This window comes from Nonomuraea sp. NPDC049624 (genome assembly GCF_040675255.1).
In the GTDB taxonomy this organism is placed as follows: Bacteria; Actinomycetota; Actinomycetes; order Streptosporangiales; family Streptosporangiaceae; genus Nonomuraea.
This window is the reverse complement of record NZ_JBFAOR010000022.1, coordinates 26,567-41,588: the sequence shown is the minus strand read 5'-3', so window position 1 is coordinate 41,588 and position 15,022 is coordinate 26,567. Positions and strand designations below refer to the sequence as shown.

17 protein-coding genes and 2 pseudogenes are annotated in these 15,022 nt (G+C 71.0%); 8 read left to right on the top strand and 11 right to left on the bottom strand.

The window, feature by feature from the left end; genetic code table 11:
* Positions 1-124 precede the first annotated feature (124 nt).
* Both AB0J76_RS47440 and AB0J76_RS47435 read right to left on the bottom strand, forming a co-directional pair.
* Complete coding sequence (locus tag AB0J76_RS47440; protein ID WP_352329277.1) at positions 125-394, bottom strand: hypothetical protein; 270 nt, start codon at positions 392-394, stop codon at positions 125-127.
* A gap of 110 nt (positions 395-504) precedes the next feature.
* Positions 505-1,086, bottom strand: coding sequence for a helix-turn-helix domain-containing protein (locus AB0J76_RS47435; protein WP_352329279.1), 582 nt, complete (start codon positions 1,084-1,086; stop codon positions 505-507).
* Between the two features lie 70 nt (positions 1,087-1,156).
* Here AB0J76_RS47435 and AB0J76_RS47430 point away from each other — a divergent pair.
* Together AB0J76_RS47430 and AB0J76_RS47425 are read left to right on the top strand one after the other, a co-directional pair.
* A pseudogene (locus AB0J76_RS47430) lies at positions 1,157-1,333 on the top strand (SDR family NAD(P)-dependent oxidoreductase); the annotation flags it as partial.
* A gap of 31 nt (positions 1,334-1,364) precedes the next feature.
* Entirely contained in the window at positions 1,365-1,733 is a 369-nt protein-coding gene (locus AB0J76_RS47425) for a hypothetical protein (protein ID WP_352329291.1), read from the top strand.
* Here the strand turns inward: AB0J76_RS47425 and AB0J76_RS47420 are convergent.
* The 5 genes from AB0J76_RS47420 to AB0J76_RS47400 all read right to left on the bottom strand — a co-directional run bounded on the left by AB0J76_RS47420 (position 1,727) and on the right by AB0J76_RS47400 (position 7,642).
* Positions 1,727-2,668 carry a site-specific integrase gene (locus AB0J76_RS47420; protein ID WP_352329281.1) on the bottom strand — a complete coding sequence of 314 codons (942 nt, stop codon included), beginning with the start codon at positions 2,666-2,668 and terminating at the stop codon, positions 1,727-1,729. The two genes, AB0J76_RS47425 and AB0J76_RS47420, sit on opposite strands and share 7 nt — an antisense overlap.
* Before the next feature lie 185 nt (positions 2,669-2,853).
* Complete coding sequence (locus AB0J76_RS47415; protein ID WP_352329283.1) at positions 2,854-3,834, bottom strand: Lrp/AsnC family transcriptional regulator; 981 nt, start codon at positions 3,832-3,834, stop codon at positions 2,854-2,856.
* A gap of 5 nt (positions 3,835-3,839) precedes the next feature.
* Positions 3,840-5,081 carry a carboxylesterase family protein gene (locus AB0J76_RS47410; protein ID WP_352329285.1) on the bottom strand — a complete coding sequence of 414 codons (1,242 nt, stop codon included), beginning with the start codon at positions 5,079-5,081 and terminating at the stop codon, positions 3,840-3,842.
* A gap of 3 nt (positions 5,082-5,084) precedes the next feature.
* A complete protein-coding gene (locus AB0J76_RS47405; protein WP_352329287.1) occupies positions 5,085-5,963 on the bottom strand; it encodes a VOC family protein in 879 nt (292 codons plus the stop codon).
* A gap of 236 nt (positions 5,964-6,199) precedes the next feature.
* Positions 6,200-7,642 carry a DUF4158 domain-containing protein gene (locus AB0J76_RS47400; protein ID WP_364393972.1) on the bottom strand — a complete coding sequence of 481 codons (1,443 nt, stop codon included), beginning with the start codon at positions 7,640-7,642 and terminating at the stop codon, positions 6,200-6,202.
* Positions 7,643-7,913: 271 nt separating this feature from the next.
* Between AB0J76_RS47400 and AB0J76_RS47395 the strand changes: the two genes are divergently transcribed.
* Together AB0J76_RS47395 and AB0J76_RS47390 are read left to right on the top strand one after the other, a co-directional pair.
* Positions 7,914-8,207, top strand: a complete 294-nt coding sequence (locus AB0J76_RS47395) for a hypothetical protein (RefSeq protein ID WP_352331358.1) — start codon at positions 7,914-7,916, stop codon at positions 8,205-8,207.
* 598 nt (positions 8,208-8,805) lie between these two features.
* Positions 8,806-9,789 carry a serine hydrolase domain-containing protein gene (locus AB0J76_RS47390; protein WP_364393969.1) on the top strand — a complete coding sequence of 328 codons (984 nt, stop codon included), beginning with the start codon at positions 8,806-8,808 and terminating at the stop codon, positions 9,787-9,789.
* Here AB0J76_RS47390 and AB0J76_RS47385 read toward each other — a convergent pair.
* On the bottom strand, positions 9,786-10,109 hold the full coding sequence (locus AB0J76_RS47385) for a helix-turn-helix transcriptional regulator (RefSeq protein ID WP_352331263.1): 324 nt from the start codon (positions 10,107-10,109) through the stop codon (positions 9,786-9,788). The genes AB0J76_RS47390 and AB0J76_RS47385 overlap by 4 nt on opposite strands.
* A 130-nt stretch (positions 10,110-10,239) precedes the next feature.
* On the opposite strand from AB0J76_RS47385, the gene AB0J76_RS47380 reads away from it, so the two are divergent.
* Positions 10,240-11,397, top strand: coding sequence for an MFS transporter (locus AB0J76_RS47380; protein ID WP_364393965.1), 1,158 nt, complete (start codon positions 10,240-10,242; stop codon positions 11,395-11,397).
* Positions 11,398-11,451: 54 nt separating this feature from the next.
* On the opposite strand, the gene AB0J76_RS47375 is transcribed toward AB0J76_RS47380, so the two are convergent.
* Positions 11,452-11,880: an NUDIX domain-containing protein gene (locus AB0J76_RS47375; RefSeq protein WP_352328024.1), complete on the bottom strand. Its 429-nt coding sequence runs from the start codon at positions 11,878-11,880 to the stop codon at positions 11,452-11,454.
* A 41-nt stretch (positions 11,881-11,921) separates the two neighbouring features.
* Entirely contained in the window at positions 11,922-12,176 is a 255-nt protein-coding gene (locus AB0J76_RS47370) for a hypothetical protein (protein WP_352328025.1), read from the bottom strand.
* A 132-nt stretch (positions 12,177-12,308) separates the two neighbouring features.
* Here AB0J76_RS47370 and AB0J76_RS47365 point away from each other — a divergent pair, with 132 nt between their 5' ends.
* On the top strand, positions 12,309-13,082 hold the full coding sequence (locus AB0J76_RS47365; protein WP_352328026.1) for an alpha/beta fold hydrolase: 774 nt from the start codon (positions 12,309-12,311) through the stop codon (positions 13,080-13,082).
* A 65-nt stretch (positions 13,083-13,147) separates the two neighbouring features.
* A pseudogene (locus AB0J76_RS47360) lies at positions 13,148-13,507 on the top strand (VOC family protein); the annotation flags it as partial.
* A 25-nt stretch (positions 13,508-13,532) separates the two neighbouring features.
* Here AB0J76_RS47360 and AB0J76_RS47355 read toward each other — a convergent pair.
* Positions 13,533-14,441 carry an RNA polymerase sigma-70 factor gene (locus tag AB0J76_RS47355; protein ID WP_352328027.1) on the bottom strand — a complete coding sequence of 303 codons (909 nt, stop codon included), beginning with the start codon at positions 14,439-14,441 and terminating at the stop codon, positions 13,533-13,535.
* A gap of 276 nt (positions 14,442-14,717) precedes the next feature.
* Between AB0J76_RS47355 and AB0J76_RS47350 the strand changes: the two genes are divergently transcribed.
* Positions 14,718-15,017 carry a carboxymuconolactone decarboxylase family protein gene (locus AB0J76_RS47350; RefSeq protein ID WP_352328028.1) on the top strand — a complete coding sequence of 100 codons (300 nt, stop codon included), beginning with the start codon at positions 14,718-14,720 and terminating at the stop codon, positions 15,015-15,017.
* The last annotated feature ends 5 nt before the right edge of the window (positions 15,018-15,022 follow it).

Here is a 15,022-nt window from a genome sequence, read left to right as displayed (position 1 = left end):
CATGCTCACGCCACAACCTCACGCCTGATCGGATTCGGGACGTTCCCGTCGGCCGCCGGGGCCCGCCGGTGAACGGCGAACGGCTGCACGGCGGCGGCCGAGCGGGCCGCCGCCGTCGGGTCGATCAGTAGAAAAGGCTGAGCGCGAAGCGCGAACCGGACACCTCGCACCGGAAATCCTGGACGATGCCCCCGCTGGTGACGGCGCTGAAACCGGCTCGCACGCACTGGTCGCGGTACTGGTAGTAGCCCGCCAGGTGCCACGACCCGGACACGGCGGACGCGGACACAGTGGACGCGGACACGGCGGACGCAGGCATGGCCGAGCCGGTGACGGCGCCGAGAGCGAGCCCACCCGCGACGAGGGCGGCCGCGGTCAGACGTCGAGTGCTCATGTTTCCTCTTCTCCTCAGGGAACGGCGTTCTGCCGTCAAGATCTGCCAGGAGACTTGGGAAACACTTGTGGGCCGCCCTTAAGGCTGTGGCGGCGTCCTTAATGCGGCCTTCAGGGCGTGCTGCGTCCGGTGCGCAGGCCATCGAGGATGAGCGCGAGGTAGCGGCGCCACGGTTGCGCGGCGCCGGAGGACGGCAGGTCCATCACCGAGTCGATCATCGAGACGATGGGCGCGATGTCGTCCACCGTGATGTCGGCGCGCAGTGTGCCCTGTTCCCTGGCGCGGGTGATGAGGCGGCCGCAGGACTCGGCGATGCCCTCGCGGGCGCGCTCGATCGACTCGCTCTCGCCCGCGCCGCGCCGCATGAGCTCGCGCAGCCCGCGGTCGGTCGCGGCCTGTTCCAGGGCGTGTTCGATGAAGGCCCGCAGGGCCTGGTAGGCGTCTTGGGCCGCCTGCGCGGCCTGTGCGGCGGCGCGGATCTCGTCGAGCTTGCCGGCGTAGACGGCCTCGGCCAGGGCCTCCTTGTTGGGGAACCGGCGGTAGACGGTGCCGACGCCGAGCCCCGCGTGGTGGGCGACGTCGTTGAGCGTGGCCTGCAGCCCGCGCGCCGCGAACACCTCCCGCGCCGCCGCCAGGGTGCGCTGCCGGTTGTGCTCGGCGTCGCGGCGCAGCGCCGGTGTCTCTTCGCTCATGGCATCCCGTCCGTCGGCTAACTGGATACATCATATCCGCTTCGTGTTAGGGTCCATGACGTAAGCGGATATGCCATATCCACTTCGGTGGATGTGCCGACGAGAGCGGGTGAACATGCAGACCGTGATCATCACTGGCGGCACCGACGGGCTCGGCAAGGGGCTGGCCCTCCACTACCTCCGGCAGGGCGCTCACGTGGTCGCCATCGGCAGCACCGCCGGAAAGGGGGAGGCCCTGCTCGCGGAGGCGGAGGCGCTGGCCGGGGCGGGCCACGTTCGTGCGCGCCGACCTCACCTCGCTGGCCGCCTGCCGGGGCGTCGTCGATCGCCTCGCCGCGGACCACCCGGTCGTGGACAAGCTGATCCTCTGCGCCCAGCGCTACCGGCTCCTCGGCGGCCGCGCGACCACCGGCGAGGGCTTCGAGCACAGCTTCGCGCTGGCCTACCTCAGCCGTTTCGTGCTCAGCCACGGCCTGCACGACGTGCTGCGGGCCGCGCGGCGTCCGGTCGTCATGAACGTGGGCACGCCCGGCGTCCCGCTGGGCCGCATCCATTGGGACGACCTGCAGCTGACCAGGGGGGCCAGACCAAGTACGAGAGAAAGGGGCAGTGCCCCCTCCCACCTCGGAGAAGTTGCTGATCAGTGAGTACGGCGACGCGGTGCCAGGGCCTCGGTGACCTTGGCGATGGCTTCAGCGCCGGGTTTGACGTAGCGCATGGCGGTGCGGGGGTTCTTGTGCCGGGTCTTGCCCATGATGAGCTGCAGCGGGATCTCGGCGTCGCCGAGGTGGGTGGCGGCGGAGTGGCGCAGTTGGTGCAGGTCGAGGCCGGCGTACTTCTCTAGCAGGACGCGGGCGCGGTCGTAGCCGAGGCGGGCGCGGCCGGTGTGCGGGCAGATGTCGGCGGCTGCAGGGCGGCGGGCCGGGACGGGGCGACGTTCGGACAGGAACAGCGGGCCGTGGGTGCGAGTGCTGCCGTCCGGGAGCCGGAGCAGGCGGGGCAGCAGGTGGGCGGTGCCGCGCTCCCAGTACACCCACTCGATCGCGCCGCCCTTGGACCGGACCGGCGCCCGCCGATGCTCCACGTCGAGGTCCTCGACGTTCAGCGCCAGGATCTCCGCCGCTCTGGCAGCTGTTTCGTAGAGCATGCGCCACAGCGTTCGCTCCCGAAGCGGGATGTCCCGGCGGGACAGCAGCCGGTGGATGGTGGTCTTGGCGACGGCGCGGGTCTCATCCGCGGTTTCCTTGCGGCGTTCGGCGTCGGCCGGCACTGACGGGGCGGCCCAGTGCTTCTTGGCCTGACACCAGGTCAGCCAGGAGGTGACGGCGGCGCGGTTGCGGTTCCAGGTCGCCGGCGCGCGTCCGCCCCACAGCTCGACGAGCGCCTGGCCGACTTCGGCGTCGGTAACGTCGGCGAGCGGCCGGTCGCGGCCGAGCAGGGCGATGGTGCGGTCGATGGCCGAGGCGTAGGCGCGGTGGGTGTTGGGGTTGGCGGTACGCGCCGTGGCGAGGAAGGCGTCGGCGGCCGCGGCGAGGCTGACGCCCTCACCGCGCAGGGCGGTGACCTTCGTCGCCGCGCTCATGCCGACCGCCGTACAACCGCTGCGGCGATGTACCGGATAACGTGCCGGAGTCGCGCACCGCCCCGGCGGAGGGTTGTCCGGGTCACCGCGCCGCTGTGATCGCTCAGGTACGTGATAATAGACAATTATCACGTACATGAGCGATCTGGACTGGATAGCGACGTTCGGTGTGCCCGTGCTGCTGGCTACGTTCCTGCTCTGGCTGTGCCGGCTCGTTTGCTGTCTCGGATGACCGGGGCGCTTTCGATGTGCCGAACTCCCGGCAGGCTGCCGATGCCGCCCTCGAGGTAGCCGTAGAGCGCATCGGCGTCGCGGCAGGCGACGAACATCAGCAGGTTGGTCGGGCCGGTGGTGGCGGCGGCAAAAGCGACCTCAGGATGCGTGGCCACCGCCTGGGCCGTGCGGCGCAGGGCGGAGGGCTCGACGGTCAGCCAGAGGATGGCGACCATCTCGAAGCCCAGGAGCAGAGGGTCGATGTCCACGTCGAAGAACAGCACGCCGCAGTCGCGCAGGTGGCCCAGCCTGCGCTGAGCTGTTGCCGGAGACCATCCGGTGGCACGGGCGAGCTCCGGATATCCGGCGCGACCGTCCCGAGCCAGGACCCCCAGCAGATGCTCATCGCCTTCGTCCAAGACGACCCGCTCCTGCTGAGCCCCTGGTGCGTGCTGCGGGGCGAGCGTGGCGATCTGCTCGCACGTGAGCGAGTCGGCTCTGCCGTGCCAGCCGGTGGGGCCGCCAGCGAAGACCCGCAGCAGGCAGTGCGCCGTCACCCCGACCACCCGCGGTGTGCGGGGCAACTGGCCCAGCAGCAGCGCATCGCGCTCACGGAAGCTGCGTGCCCGCACCACGCAGACGATCTGGGTGCCGCCGGAGGTGAGGCTGACCCAGGAGGTGTCCGCTCGGCGGGCCAGCGCCTCGGCGATGGGGACGGCCGCGTCAGGTACGACCTGGATTCGGACGAACCACTCCGCCCAGCCCAGCCGTCGCGCCTGGACCTGACCGATCACCTTCAGCAGCCCTGCGGAGCGGAGCCTGTGGTAGCGGCGTGCCACTGTCTGGTCGGACACCTTCAACACCGACGCGATACGGCTGAAGGGGGCGCGGCCGTCCACGTGCAGGGCGTGGACGATGGCGCGATCGAGCTTGTCCAGGACAGGGGCGATCACCGTGGTCAGGTCAGCGTGATGTGCTCGACGTGAGGGAAGGCGGGCCAGCCGGGCGAGCCGTCGTGGACGAAAGCCGTCCAGGCGTCTTGCACCTGCGCCACGAGCTGCTCAAGCTGCGCAGGTTCAGCGCCGGCCAGGATCGGGGAGGCATGCCAGGCGGGCAGATTGCCGAAGACGAACGGCAGTTCGATGCAGTGGCAGGCACCGAACGGGCTGCCTGGCGGTGACCAGTCGAACTGGTAGAGGTGGGCCGAGCGGGCTCGCCCGGCCAGGCGCAGGCTGCCGTCGCGGAACAGCCGCGCGGTGAGCTCGGCCTCAGCTTGAGGGAAGAAGGCCCGAGCCTCGTCCTGGGTGGTGCCGATCAGCATGGGCACCCCCTCCTGGGGACCGGCGAGCAGGTCGGCCGGCACGCCGTCGGCGGCGATCAGTTGGAAGGGCGGCGTCACCCCCGTGGGCTGCGCGATGCGGCGGGCGATCTGCTCCTGGCCGGCGAGCAGGTCGGCGAGCGGTAGGGTGCGCAACCGTTCGGCGTCACCCGGGCGCAGATTGAGGACGTCCAGGAAAATCTGCCCGATCTTGGCGGCCTCGCCGATGCTGTACGGCCGTACGCCGGCCGGTGTGCTTTGCAGGATGACTTGCCGGAACAGGTCACGGCCCGCGGAATGACCGGGCAGGGCCAGCGCGGACAGCGCTCCGGCGGACTGGCCGGCCAGCGTGATGCGAGCCGGGTCACCGCCGAACGCCGAAATGTTCTCCCTCACCCAGCGCAGGGCGGCGATCTGGTCGAGCAGCCCGAGGTTGGCCGGGGCGAACTGCGGCGTCAGGTACAGGTAGCCCAGGACTCCCAGCCGGTAGTTGACGGTGACGACCACCATCCGGCCGCGTTCGGCCAGCAGCGCGCCGTCGTACCAGGCTTGGGCGCCGGAACCGGTCAGGAAGCCGCCACCGTGCAGCCACACCAGGACCGGCAACCCTCTGCCGCCCGGTGCCCACGCATTGAGTGACAGGCAGTCCTCACCCTGGTGAAGATCGCTGCCGGGGCCGAGGGCGCCTTCGAGCCGGGATGTGCGCGGCTGCGGGGCCGCCAGGCCCGGTTGGACGGCATCCAGCACGCCGTTCCACCGCGTCGGCCGCGGCGCGGCGAACCGCTCGGCGCGAGCATAGGGAATGCCGAGGAAAGCGGTGACCGCGCCGCCCGCGGGGACGCCGCGCAGCGTCCCGGCGGGTGCGTGGATCAGGTCACTCACCGGTCACATCTCCAGGAAGGCAAGCGCGGCGCCGCGGGCCTGGGCGGCACCGACGAAGAACCCGCCGGGCATGTCCCTTGTGGTGAACCCGTTGCCCTCCACCAGGTCGCGGGCCGCCCGCACGTCACGTACCGACACGGCTTGCCCGGCCATGTACGGCAATGCGGGCACCGGCTCGCCGGGCATCATCGCGCGGAAGGCGGACACCGCGACGACCTCCACCCGGCCCAGCGGCAGCGGCAGCACGTGCACTGGTCCCTCGGTCACCGGTTCGGTGTCCAGGATGAGGGCGTAGCGGGCGACGGTGGACTCCAGGTCGGCCTCGTCCACCACGAGCAGCACGCTGTACAGGCCGGTGGCGCCGTTAGCGTGCTCCAGGTAGCGCGGCTGGTGGATCAGTTCAGGGGTCAGGTGGTACGCGGCGTGGATCAGCCCTTCGGGTGTGAGCGCCCGGTCGAGGTGGACCGCCTGAAAGCGGGCGCTCTCCACACCGTCAGGGGTGTCCACATCCCGCTGCAGCGGCAGCACACCGGAGGAGGACAAGCCGACCGCTCGCAGGCGCTTTTCGGCGGTTTCGATGTCCGTGCAGCCGAAGGAGTACCCGTGCAGGCCCTCGTACTGGGCGATGAGCGGGCGGATGTGCCAGGGGTCGACCGAGCCGTCCCCGTACAGGCCGAGCAATTCCAGGTAGGTGCGGCCGAACAGGGCGCACCGGTTGCCGGCACCCATCGGCCTTCGCTCGCCGCCGGGGCGGTCGGAGCCCATGTGCATGGACAGCGGGCTGAGCGTGAAGCCCAGCGCCTCGTAGGCCGCCGCGGTGGCGTCCATGTCGGTGGTGTAAAGGACGGAGTGGTCGATCCGGTCGATGTCACGAGCAATCATGGGCGACAGGCTGCCGCCCCGGCGGCCACCGACTCCAGCCAACGGGGTGGGATCGACGTCTTTCGACATTCAAGGTCCTATCGTGATGGAATCCCACGCGCCAGCGCCAACCGCCGCTTCACGGGAGCAGCCTCGGATTCAGCGACATCACTGCGGACGATCAGCAATCCGCCCAGTGGCATTTGAGTGTGGCCGACTCGGCCGGCACCTGTGGGACCGGTGAGCTGGCCGGGCGATCAGGCGGCCAGGTCGACGTTTGTGAAGTCGACCTCCTTCAGCAGTGGGTCGAACGGGTCGGGTCGGCGGTGCAGGTCATCGGTGGCGTAGGCGCCGAAGCGGCTGATGTGGGAGCGCAGGTAAGGCGCGATCTGGCCGAGCTGGTCGGCGGTGATCTGCCGGCCTTCGGCGACCGGCCGGTCCTTCTTGAAGAACCGGTACACCAGCAGCTCGTGCGCGTCGCCGTGGAAGGCGGCGACCTCCTCGATGTCCGCCAACTGGGCGGCGAACCCACCAGCCTGCTCCACTGCCGTCCGCGCTGCCTGCACGCTGTGGGTCTGGACCACGAGAGCCGACAGCATCTCGCCGAGCGCCTGGACCTGCCCAGCGTTACCGGCGCACGAGGTCACCGCCTCGACGGCCCGCGCCACCGCCTCGCGTGCGGCGGCCGAGGTCTCGCTGCCGGGGTCGAGACGTTCCAGCACCTGACGGTAGGTGCCAATCAGCCGCTCGCTGGTCGCGCGCTGCCGGGCGCGGATCTCCTCCAGCTCCGCCTTGGCCCGTTTGACATGGGAGGCCATCCGCTTGCACAACATCTCGGCCAGGTCGTCGCGGGCCCGCATCCGAGCGGTGTGCGTCAGGCACGCCAGCAACGCCACCTGCTTGACCGGGTCGTAGCGCGACAAGGTGTCGGCGTCCTGCGCGTCGGCCTCACCCGCGAAGTCGGCGATCTTCGACGGCGCGATGCCCTCCAGCCAGGCGTCGGTGTCGCCGAGCGCGTCCACCTGATCCAACCATCTCACCTGGTCACGAAATCGTGACCAGGTGGCCCGCTGGGCGGGCTTCTTGAGCCGGTTGAACGTCGATTTGCCGTCCGGTCCGACGACGAGCAGACCCTCCATCCGGGCCCGGCCGGCCTCGCCTATCCGCTGCAGGATCGTGGCGAAGATGGTGGCGTTCACCTCGGCGCGGATGCTGGTGGCCAGGTCCTCCAGCGTCGTGTACCCAAGCAGCTCCAGCCGGAGCCGGAGCAACTCCTCGATCGCCACGTTGATCAGGTCCGCCGGGTTGTTCTTGGCCTGGGCCGCCTTCCGGATCGCCATCGCGGCGATCGCCCGGGCCCGGCCCGCGTCGTACTTCACGCCCTGACGCTGGCGCACCAGCTTGCGATGCGCCTTCGCACTACGAGAGGAGCCGTGATCCGGCCAGACGTCCTCGGCCAGCTCCAGACAGCGCCGAACGTTGTCGATCACCACCTCGGGGATCTCGTCCGTGGACGGGAAACGCGCCATCTTCTGGAAGCACTTCAACGCCAGCACCAGCGCGAAGCACGACTCCGGGCTGCCGGTGCGTTTTTCGGCCCAGTCCATCTCTTCCGGCGAAGGCGTGAAGAACACGTGCAGCAACCGCGCCGACGTCAGCCGCTTGAACTGCGGATAGGCGGTCCGCTCGATCCACGTCATCCCAAGGCCGTCCCTCGCCTCGATCCCGGCGTCCAGACGCCGAAACCGTAGCGGCGATCAACCATGCCGAACGGTCTTGTTCACCAAACCGCAACCAAACCCACGCGGAGGGTCACATCAGCGGACGATTAAACCTTCTGGCCAGCGGCTCAGCGACTCACTGCCCCTTTCACTCGTACTTGGTCTGCCCCCCACCAGGGCCTACAGCGGCGTCAAGGCCACCCTGCAGTCCTTCCGGGCCAACGACCTCCTCGGGGTCGCCTTCGGCGTCGTGCACGCCGGCAGCGGCGTCTCCTACGTCGGCTACAACCCCGGCGTGGTCTCCACCGGCATGCCGGCGAGCCTGCCGCAACCGCTGCGTGCGGCGACCCGGGCGTTGTTCACCGTGCTCGCCACGTCGGTGCCGAAGGCGACCGGGCCCATGACCGCGCTCCTGGACGACCCGCCGGCCGAGCCCTTCACCGCCCACTGGGGCAAACGCCGGCTGCCGCTGGACGGCCGCGCCTTCGACCGGGACAACGCCCTGCGCCTCCATGAGCTCACGCAGGAACTGATCGCGCGCTGACCCCGGCGCCCCGACCCCAAGGAGACAGGCACAGATGACATTAAACAACCTGACCGGCAAAACCGCCCTGATCACCGGCAGCACCGGGGGCATCGGCATGGAGACCGCGCGCGGCCTGGCCGGAGGGCCTCACCGGCGCCTACTTCGACGACCGGTGCCGCCGTAAGCCGCTGCCGGCCGGCGCGCTCGACGAACGCAACCAGAACGCGATGCGGGAGCTCTGCGTCCGGCTGAGCGTCGGCATCCTCAACGAATCTACAATGTAAAGGCGGGCTTCGAGTTCATGAATTTGTCCCGTCCATCGACAACCAAGCACCGACGAACGCGGCCAGAAGGCCGGTAAGGCGTCCTTCCCAAGTCGGAGATCGCCGGTGGGGAATCAGGGTTTCCGTAGGGGATTTCTCCGACGCCGTACCGCCCTCTCGTGCCGGATCTTGATACGGCGGAGGCCGAGAGCCGGGCTCCGTTGATCAGGAGGGGCAACGTGAGAGGAAGACGGACCAGCGCGGCCGTCGTGGCGTGCTTGACCGTGTCGTTGACGGCGGCGCCTGCCGTGGCCGCACCCGCGCCGGCGGACGCGAGTCCGCGTGTGCAGGCGATGCTGGACAAGATCGTCGCAGGCGGTGCGGTCGCCGCGATTGCCGAGGTTCGCGACGGGGACAGGACCTGGCGGGCCGCCGCCGGCAGGGCGAGGCTGAAGAACGCCCGGCCGGCCCCGGTGGACGGGCGTTTCCGGGCCGGGAGCGTGACCAAGTCGTTCACGGCGACCGTGGTGCTCCAACTGGTGGGAGAGGGAAGGCTGCGCCTGTCCGACAGTGTGGAGCAGTGGCTGCCGGGGCTCGTGGACGGGGGCGCCGACATCACGATCAGGCACCTTCTCCAGCACACCAGCGGCCTTCCCGAGTACTCGACGGGCATGATGGACGAGGCGGGCATCCCCAAGGAGCGCTACCGCACCTGGTCGGCCCGCGAACTGGTGGAAAGGGCGGAGAAGCTCCCACGCGACTTCCCGCCGGGGTCCGGGTACGGGTACTCCAACACCAACTACATCGTGCTCGGCATGCTGATCGAGAGGGTCACCGGCAGGCCGTACGCGACGGAGGTCGGGGAGCGGATCCTGCGGCCGCTCGGCCTGCGGCACACCCGCCTGCCGGGAGCCTCGCCGGAGGTGCACGGCCCGCACGCCCACGCCTATGTGCCGGTCACCAGGGGTGGCCGGGTGGTCCCCGTTGACGTCACTCGGTTCAATCCCACGATGGCCGGTGCGGCGGGCGAGATCGTCTCCACCACCGCGGACGTCAACCGGTTCTACCGTGCCCTGTTCCAGGGCAGGCTGCTCCCCCCTGGTCTGCTGAAGGAGATGAAGGATCCCGGCACGACCGGGGGGTATGGGCTGGGGCTGGAGCTGGCGCCTCTTCCCTGTGGCGCCGCGTTCGGTCACGGCGGCGGTGCCCCGGGCTACCTGACGGTGGCGTTCAGCTCGGCCGACGGTTCGCGGCAGGTCACGTTGTCGATCACGCCGTTCTCCGGCGACCCTCATCAGGCGGCCATGACCGTGCTGACCTCTGCGTTGTGCCCTTAGGGCTCGGAGGTGCGGCGTTGTGCGCCGAGGACGGAGTCGAGCAGGCCGGGGAAGAGGGTGTCGAGGTCCTCGCGGCGCAGCCGGACGAGCCGGGATCGGCCCTGCACCGTCGTCCAGGTCACGCCGGCCTCGCGCAGCACCCGGTAGTGGTGCGAGAGCGTGGTCTGGTGCACGTCGATGTCGGCGCCGATGGCGTTGCAGTGGTCCTCGCCCATCCGGTCGAGCCGCTGGACGAGGTCGAGGCGCACGGGGTCGGCCAGGGCGCGCAGCACCTCCACCAGCCGGATGGCGTCGGTGGCCGGTTGTGACACCTCACGCATGGTCGCTCCCTGTGTTCCGCACGCCTGTCACGCTACCAATTGATGGATATATGGACAAGCATCCATGTATTGCCTAGGGTTCCCCCTCGATACGTCCGAGGCCCCTATGGAAAGGTGGCACCGTCCGGTGTTGCGACGGCTTCTCCCTCTGGCCCTGGCGACCTTCGCCGTGGGCACCGACAGCTACGTCATCGCGGGGCTGCTCCCGGCCATCGCCGCCGACCTGCGGGTCTCCACGCCCGCCGCCGGGCAGTTGGTGACGGTGTTCGCCCTGGTGATGGCCCTGTCGGCGCCGATCATGGGCGCGCTCACCGGTGGGCTGGACAGGCGGACGGCGCTGCTGGTCGCGTTGGGCGTCTTCGTGGCCGGCAACGCCGTCACCGCCCTGGGAACCGGTTACGAGGTGGTGATGATCGCCCGCGTCGTCACCGCGGTGGGCGCCGGGATGATCAACTCCGCGGCCTCCAGCGCCGCGGGGGCGATCGCGCCTGCGGAACGTCGGGGCAGGGCTCTGGCGTTCGTGCTGGGCGGGCTGACGGCGGCGACGGCGTTGGGTCTTCCGCTCGGCACGCTGATCGGCCGTGCCGACTGGCACGTCACCCTGTGGGCGGTCGCCGGGGTCGGCCTGGTCGCGGCCCTCGGGATCGCCGCCGGGCTGCCCAGGGTGCGGCTTCCCGCCGCCTCGCTGGGGGAGCGGCTGCGTCCGCTGAAGGAGGGCCGGGTGGTGGCGCTGCTGGCCGTCACCACGCTGGTCTTCCTCGGCGCCTACACCCTCTACACCTACGTCGGGCCGGCCCTGCGGGAGGCGACGGGCGGCTCCGGGCCGCTGTTCGCCGCCGTGCTGACGGCCTGGGGGGTCGGCGTCCTGACGGGGAACATCGTCGCCGGACGGCTGGTCGACCGGTACGACCCCGCGCACGTGCTGACCTGGCCCCTCGCCGTCGCCGTCGTCATGCTGGCCCTCACGCCGGTGGCGACCGCCGCGTTGGTGCCGACCCTGGCATGGGCGGCGGTCTGGGGTGTGGCCCTGGGCGTCGTCGTCGTGCCCCAGCAGCATCGGCTGATCGCGCTCGGCCCGGCCACGGCGCCGGTCCTGCTCGGCCTCAACTCCTCGGCCGTCTACCTCGGAATGGCTCTCGGCGGCGGTCTGGGCGGGCTGGCCCAGGAGTGGTTCGCCGTCGTGCCCGCCGTGTTGGGGCTGCCGGCCGCCGGCGTCACGGCTGTGGCGCTGCTCTGCCATCTGACGACCGCCCGCCGTCGTGCGCCCGCCGTGCCTCGGCCGTCCTGAGCACGGGGTCCCTCCCCTGAGAGCCGGACGGCGATCGTGGCAGACGGCCCGGCCTCACCCCTCGATGCGTCCCAGCCAGGCGTCCTGGGCGTCGGCCAGCTTCTCTGCCAGCGGTAGCGGGACGAAGCGGCAGGCGAACTCCATGCCGGCGTCCGCGCCGTCGCCATGGACCCGGTGGCGCCAGGCGTCGGCGCTGTCGGGGGCGGCGGTGAGGTGGAAGAACGTCGTGCGCCGGGGCCGGCCGTTGTCCTCACGGGGTGTGTGGTCGACCGCGACGGGCCCGACGAGGGTGACCTCGGTCAGGCCGGTCTCCTCCGCGAGCTCCCGCAGGACGGCCTGTTCCAGGCTCTCGTCCGGCAGCACTCCGCCCGCCGGCACCTGGGTGCCGGCTTCGGGCGCGTCGACGTGATCGAAGACGAGGAGTTCCGGGGTGGTGCGGTGGCGGATGACGTAGGCGGCGACGCGGATTCTCGGCTCGGGCATCCGTTCATGATCGCAGGCGCCGAGCCGAGAGACGCGTGCGGCTAGGAGACGTACAGCAGCCAGTAGGGGGGCTTGGCGTAGATGCTGCTCAGGCGGCAGGTGGCGGTTCTGCCAGCGGCGGTGTACGCAGCCGCCGCACGGGCGCAGGCGTCCGACGTCGGGTAGACGCCGTACAGGACGGGGGTGGCGGAGGTCTGCGCCGTGGCGGCCTGGGCCGCGGCCGGGAAGGCGAGGGTGGCCAGGACAAGTCCGACACCGGCCGCGGCGCGGCGGAATGTGTTCGTGTTGATAACCATGGGCGGAACGGTAGAAGTCGTCCGCTTCCGCGGTCGTCAAAGCGATCCTTGATTCCCCGTCCCCCTCGGGGATGATTTCCGCGGCCGGGACGTCGTCCTCCCGGAAGGCGGGAGTGTGGTCGAATCGCTCCCATGACGATCGAGTACCTCCCCGTCTCCGGTGACGGCCGCCTGTGGGCCGAGCAGGCCGGCGACGGACCTCCCGTGGTCCTGCTGCACGGCTCCGTGCACGACAGCCGCCTGTGGGACGGCGTCTTCCCCGAACTAGCCCGCCACCGCACCGTGATCCGGTACGACGCGCGGGGCCTGGGCCGTTCGACGCCGCCGACCGCGCCGTTCCGCTACGAGGACGACCTGCTCGCGGTCCTCGACCACTTCGGCGTCGAGCGTGCCGCGCTGGTGGGGCTGAGCATGGGCGGCGAGGTCGCGCTCGACTTCACCTTGGAGCACCCGGCGCGGGTGCGCTCCTTGACCCTGGTCGCGGCGTCGGCCGGTGGCCACGACTGGCCGCGCTCTGCCGAGCTGGACGCCTACGCGGCGGCCGACCGCGGGGACGACCCCGGCCGCCTGGCCGAGACGGAGCTCACGCTCTGGGCCTCGCTGGGCGAGCGGGCGCCGGGTTACGCGGCGATCCGGGACATGGTCACCGAGAACGCAAGGCTGCGGGTGGCCGCCGAGAAGGGCCATGCCCTGTTCGCGGAGGTGGGGGCCGTCGAACTCCTCGACCGGGTCGCGGTGCCCACGACCGTGGTGGTCGGCGACCACGACCAGCCGGAGATCGGCGTGATCGCCCGCCGGCTGGCCGCGGGCATCGCCGGCGCGCGCCTGGAGACCGTGGCCGCGGCCGACCACTACCTGCCGTTGCGCGCGCCGGAACGGCTCCTGGAGATCCTCCTCGCCGGCTGACCGGCGCCGAGACGGCGGTCCGGCCCGCAGAGGGCGGCCCGGTCGTCGGGCATAGGGTGATCGGCATGGCATTGCGGCTGGTTCAGGTGAACTTCAAGGCCCGGGACGACGCGGCGCTCGGCCGGTTCTGGGCGGACGCGCTCGGCTGGGGTGTCTCCAGCGAGGGCCCCGGCGTGACCAACGTCGAGCCCGTGGGATTTGCCTGGCCCGATCCCAGCGCCGTCTGCGTCGACGTCGTCACCGTTCCCGACCCCGAGACGGTGAGGTACCGCGTGCACCTCGAACTCGCCACCACCTCCGAGGCCCATCAGGCGGAGCTGGTCGCCCGGCTGGAGGGGCTCGGCGCGAAGCCCGCCGACGTGGGGCAGGGTGACGTCCCGTGGGTCGTGATGGCCGATCCGGAGGGCAACGAGTTCTGCGTCCTCGGCGCCCCGCGCTGACCCTCCGTGCTCAGCGGGTCACTGGGGTCTCCCGTCCCATCCGCGAGAGCTTGTCGGGATTGCGCACGTGGTAGGCGCCGGTGACGTAACCGTTCTCCACGCGCACCGCCACCACGCCGTCGATCTCGCCGTCGATCCGCACGAGCAGCCCCGGCCCGCCGTTGACCTGCACCAGCTCGACCGATCTGTCCGCGTCGTGCCTCCACCAGCCGGTGGCCAGCAGGCGGGCCACGTTGTCGATGCCCACCACGGGCCGCGGCAGGGCGTGCCGGAGGCCGCCGCCGTCGCTCAGGGCGACGACGTCCGGCGCGAGGACGTCGAGCAGGCTCTGCAGCTCGCCGGTCTCGACCGCCCGCTGGAAGGCCTGGAGCGCGGCCCGCGTCTCGGCCGGTGAGGTGTTGCCGCGCGGCCGGCGGGCGGCGACGTGCGCCCGCGCCCGGTAGGCGATCTGGCGGACCGCTGCCGGGCTCCTGCCGACGGCTTCGGCGATCTCGTCGTAGTCCAGCTCGAACACCTCGCGCAGCACGAACACCGCCCGCTCGGTCGGCTGCAGCGTCTCCAGCACCAGCAGCATCGCCAGGGAGACGCTCTCGGCGAGCTCGACGTCCTCGGCCACGTCGGGCGCGGTCAGCAGCGGCTCGGGCAGCCACGGCCCGACGTAGGACTCCTTGCGCCGGCCGAGTGCGCGCAGCCGGTCGAGCGCCTGCCGGGTGACGATCCGGACCAGGTAGGCGCGCTGCTCCCGCACGCCGGAGAGGTCGACGTCCGCCCAGCGCAGCCAGGTCTCCTGCAGGACGTCCTCGGCGTCGGCGGCCGAGCCGAGCATCTCGTAGGCGACGGTGAACAGCAGGTTGCGGTGGGCGACGAACACCTGGGTGGCGGAGCCGGGCGGCCCGGCGTGTTCGTCGTGATCGGTCATGTCCCGCTCCTGCCTGTCCGTTCTCCGCACTGCCACACGCACAGGACGCCGTCCGGCGCCGCCGCGTAACACCTGCGGTCAGTGGGCTACGTCACAGGACCGCCGGTGTTACGGGGGCCGGGGCGGCGGCGTCTGGTGGTCGTCAGGACGCCGCGCGGACGATCCGTGCGGCGCGAGGACGAGTCCAGAGTGAGAAGGGAAGTCTTCCTCATGTCCACCTCCACGACGACCGGCCGCCGGTCGCGTATGCCCAATCCCCTCCCTTTCCTCCCCGAGATGGCGGTGGTCGGCGAGGGGCTGCACAAGGCCCTGCGGAACGGGGTGATCCCCCCGGTGACCATCGGCCTGCTGCAGCTGCGCGCCGGGCAGCTGCTCGGCAGCACGTACTTCACCGTCAGGGAGACCGCCGGCCTGCGCGGGCTGGGCGAGCCGGAGGAGCGCATCACCGCCGTGGCCACCTGGCGGGACGCCACCTGTTTCACCGAGGCCGAGCGCGTCGCGCTGGAGCTGGTGGAGGCGGCCCTCATCGCCAAGCCGATCCCCGGCATGCCTCCCGGCCGGAACTCCAGCGAGTGAGAAAG

Excerpts from the sequence above, each read along its gene's own strand:
- AB0J76_RS47440 (WP_352329277.1), bottom strand. The coding sequence starts at position 394 with ATGAGCACTCGACGTCTGACCGCGGCCGCCCTCGTCGCGGGTGGGCTC.
- AB0J76_RS47435 (WP_352329279.1), bottom strand. The coding sequence starts at position 1,086 with ATGAGCGAAGAGACACCGGCGCTGCGCCGCGACGCCGAGCACAACCGG.
- AB0J76_RS47420 (WP_352329281.1), bottom strand. The coding sequence starts at position 2,668 with ATGAGCGCGGCGACGAAGGTCACCGCCCTGCGCGGTGAGGGCGTCAGC.
- AB0J76_RS47405 (WP_352329287.1), bottom strand. The coding sequence starts at position 5,963 with ATGATTGCTCGTGACATCGACCGGATCGACCACTCCGTCCTTTACACC.
- AB0J76_RS47400 (WP_364393972.1), bottom strand. The coding sequence starts at position 7,642 with ATGACGTGGATCGAGCGGACCGCCTATCCGCAGTTCAAGCGGCTGACG.
- AB0J76_RS47390 (WP_364393969.1), top strand. The coding sequence starts at position 8,806 with ATGCTGGACAAGATCGTCGCAGGCGGTGCGGTCGCCGCGATTGCCGAG.
- AB0J76_RS47385 (WP_352331263.1), bottom strand. The coding sequence starts at position 10,109 with ATGCGTGAGGTGTCACAACCGGCCACCGACGCCATCCGGCTGGTGGAG.
- AB0J76_RS47375 (WP_352328024.1), bottom strand. The coding sequence starts at position 11,880 with ATGCCCGAGCCGAGAATCCGCGTCGCCGCCTACGTCATCCGCCACCGC.
- AB0J76_RS47370 (WP_352328025.1), bottom strand. The coding sequence starts at position 12,176 with ATGGTTATCAACACGAACACATTCCGCCGCGCCGCGGCCGGTGTCGGA.
- AB0J76_RS47365 (WP_352328026.1), top strand. The coding sequence starts at position 12,309 with ATGACGATCGAGTACCTCCCCGTCTCCGGTGACGGCCGCCTGTGGGCC.
- AB0J76_RS47355 (WP_352328027.1), bottom strand. The coding sequence starts at position 14,441 with ATGACCGATCACGACGAACACGCCGGGCCGCCCGGCTCCGCCACCCAG.
- AB0J76_RS47350 (WP_352328028.1), top strand. The coding sequence starts at position 14,718 with ATGGCGGTGGTCGGCGAGGGGCTGCACAAGGCCCTGCGGAACGGGGTG.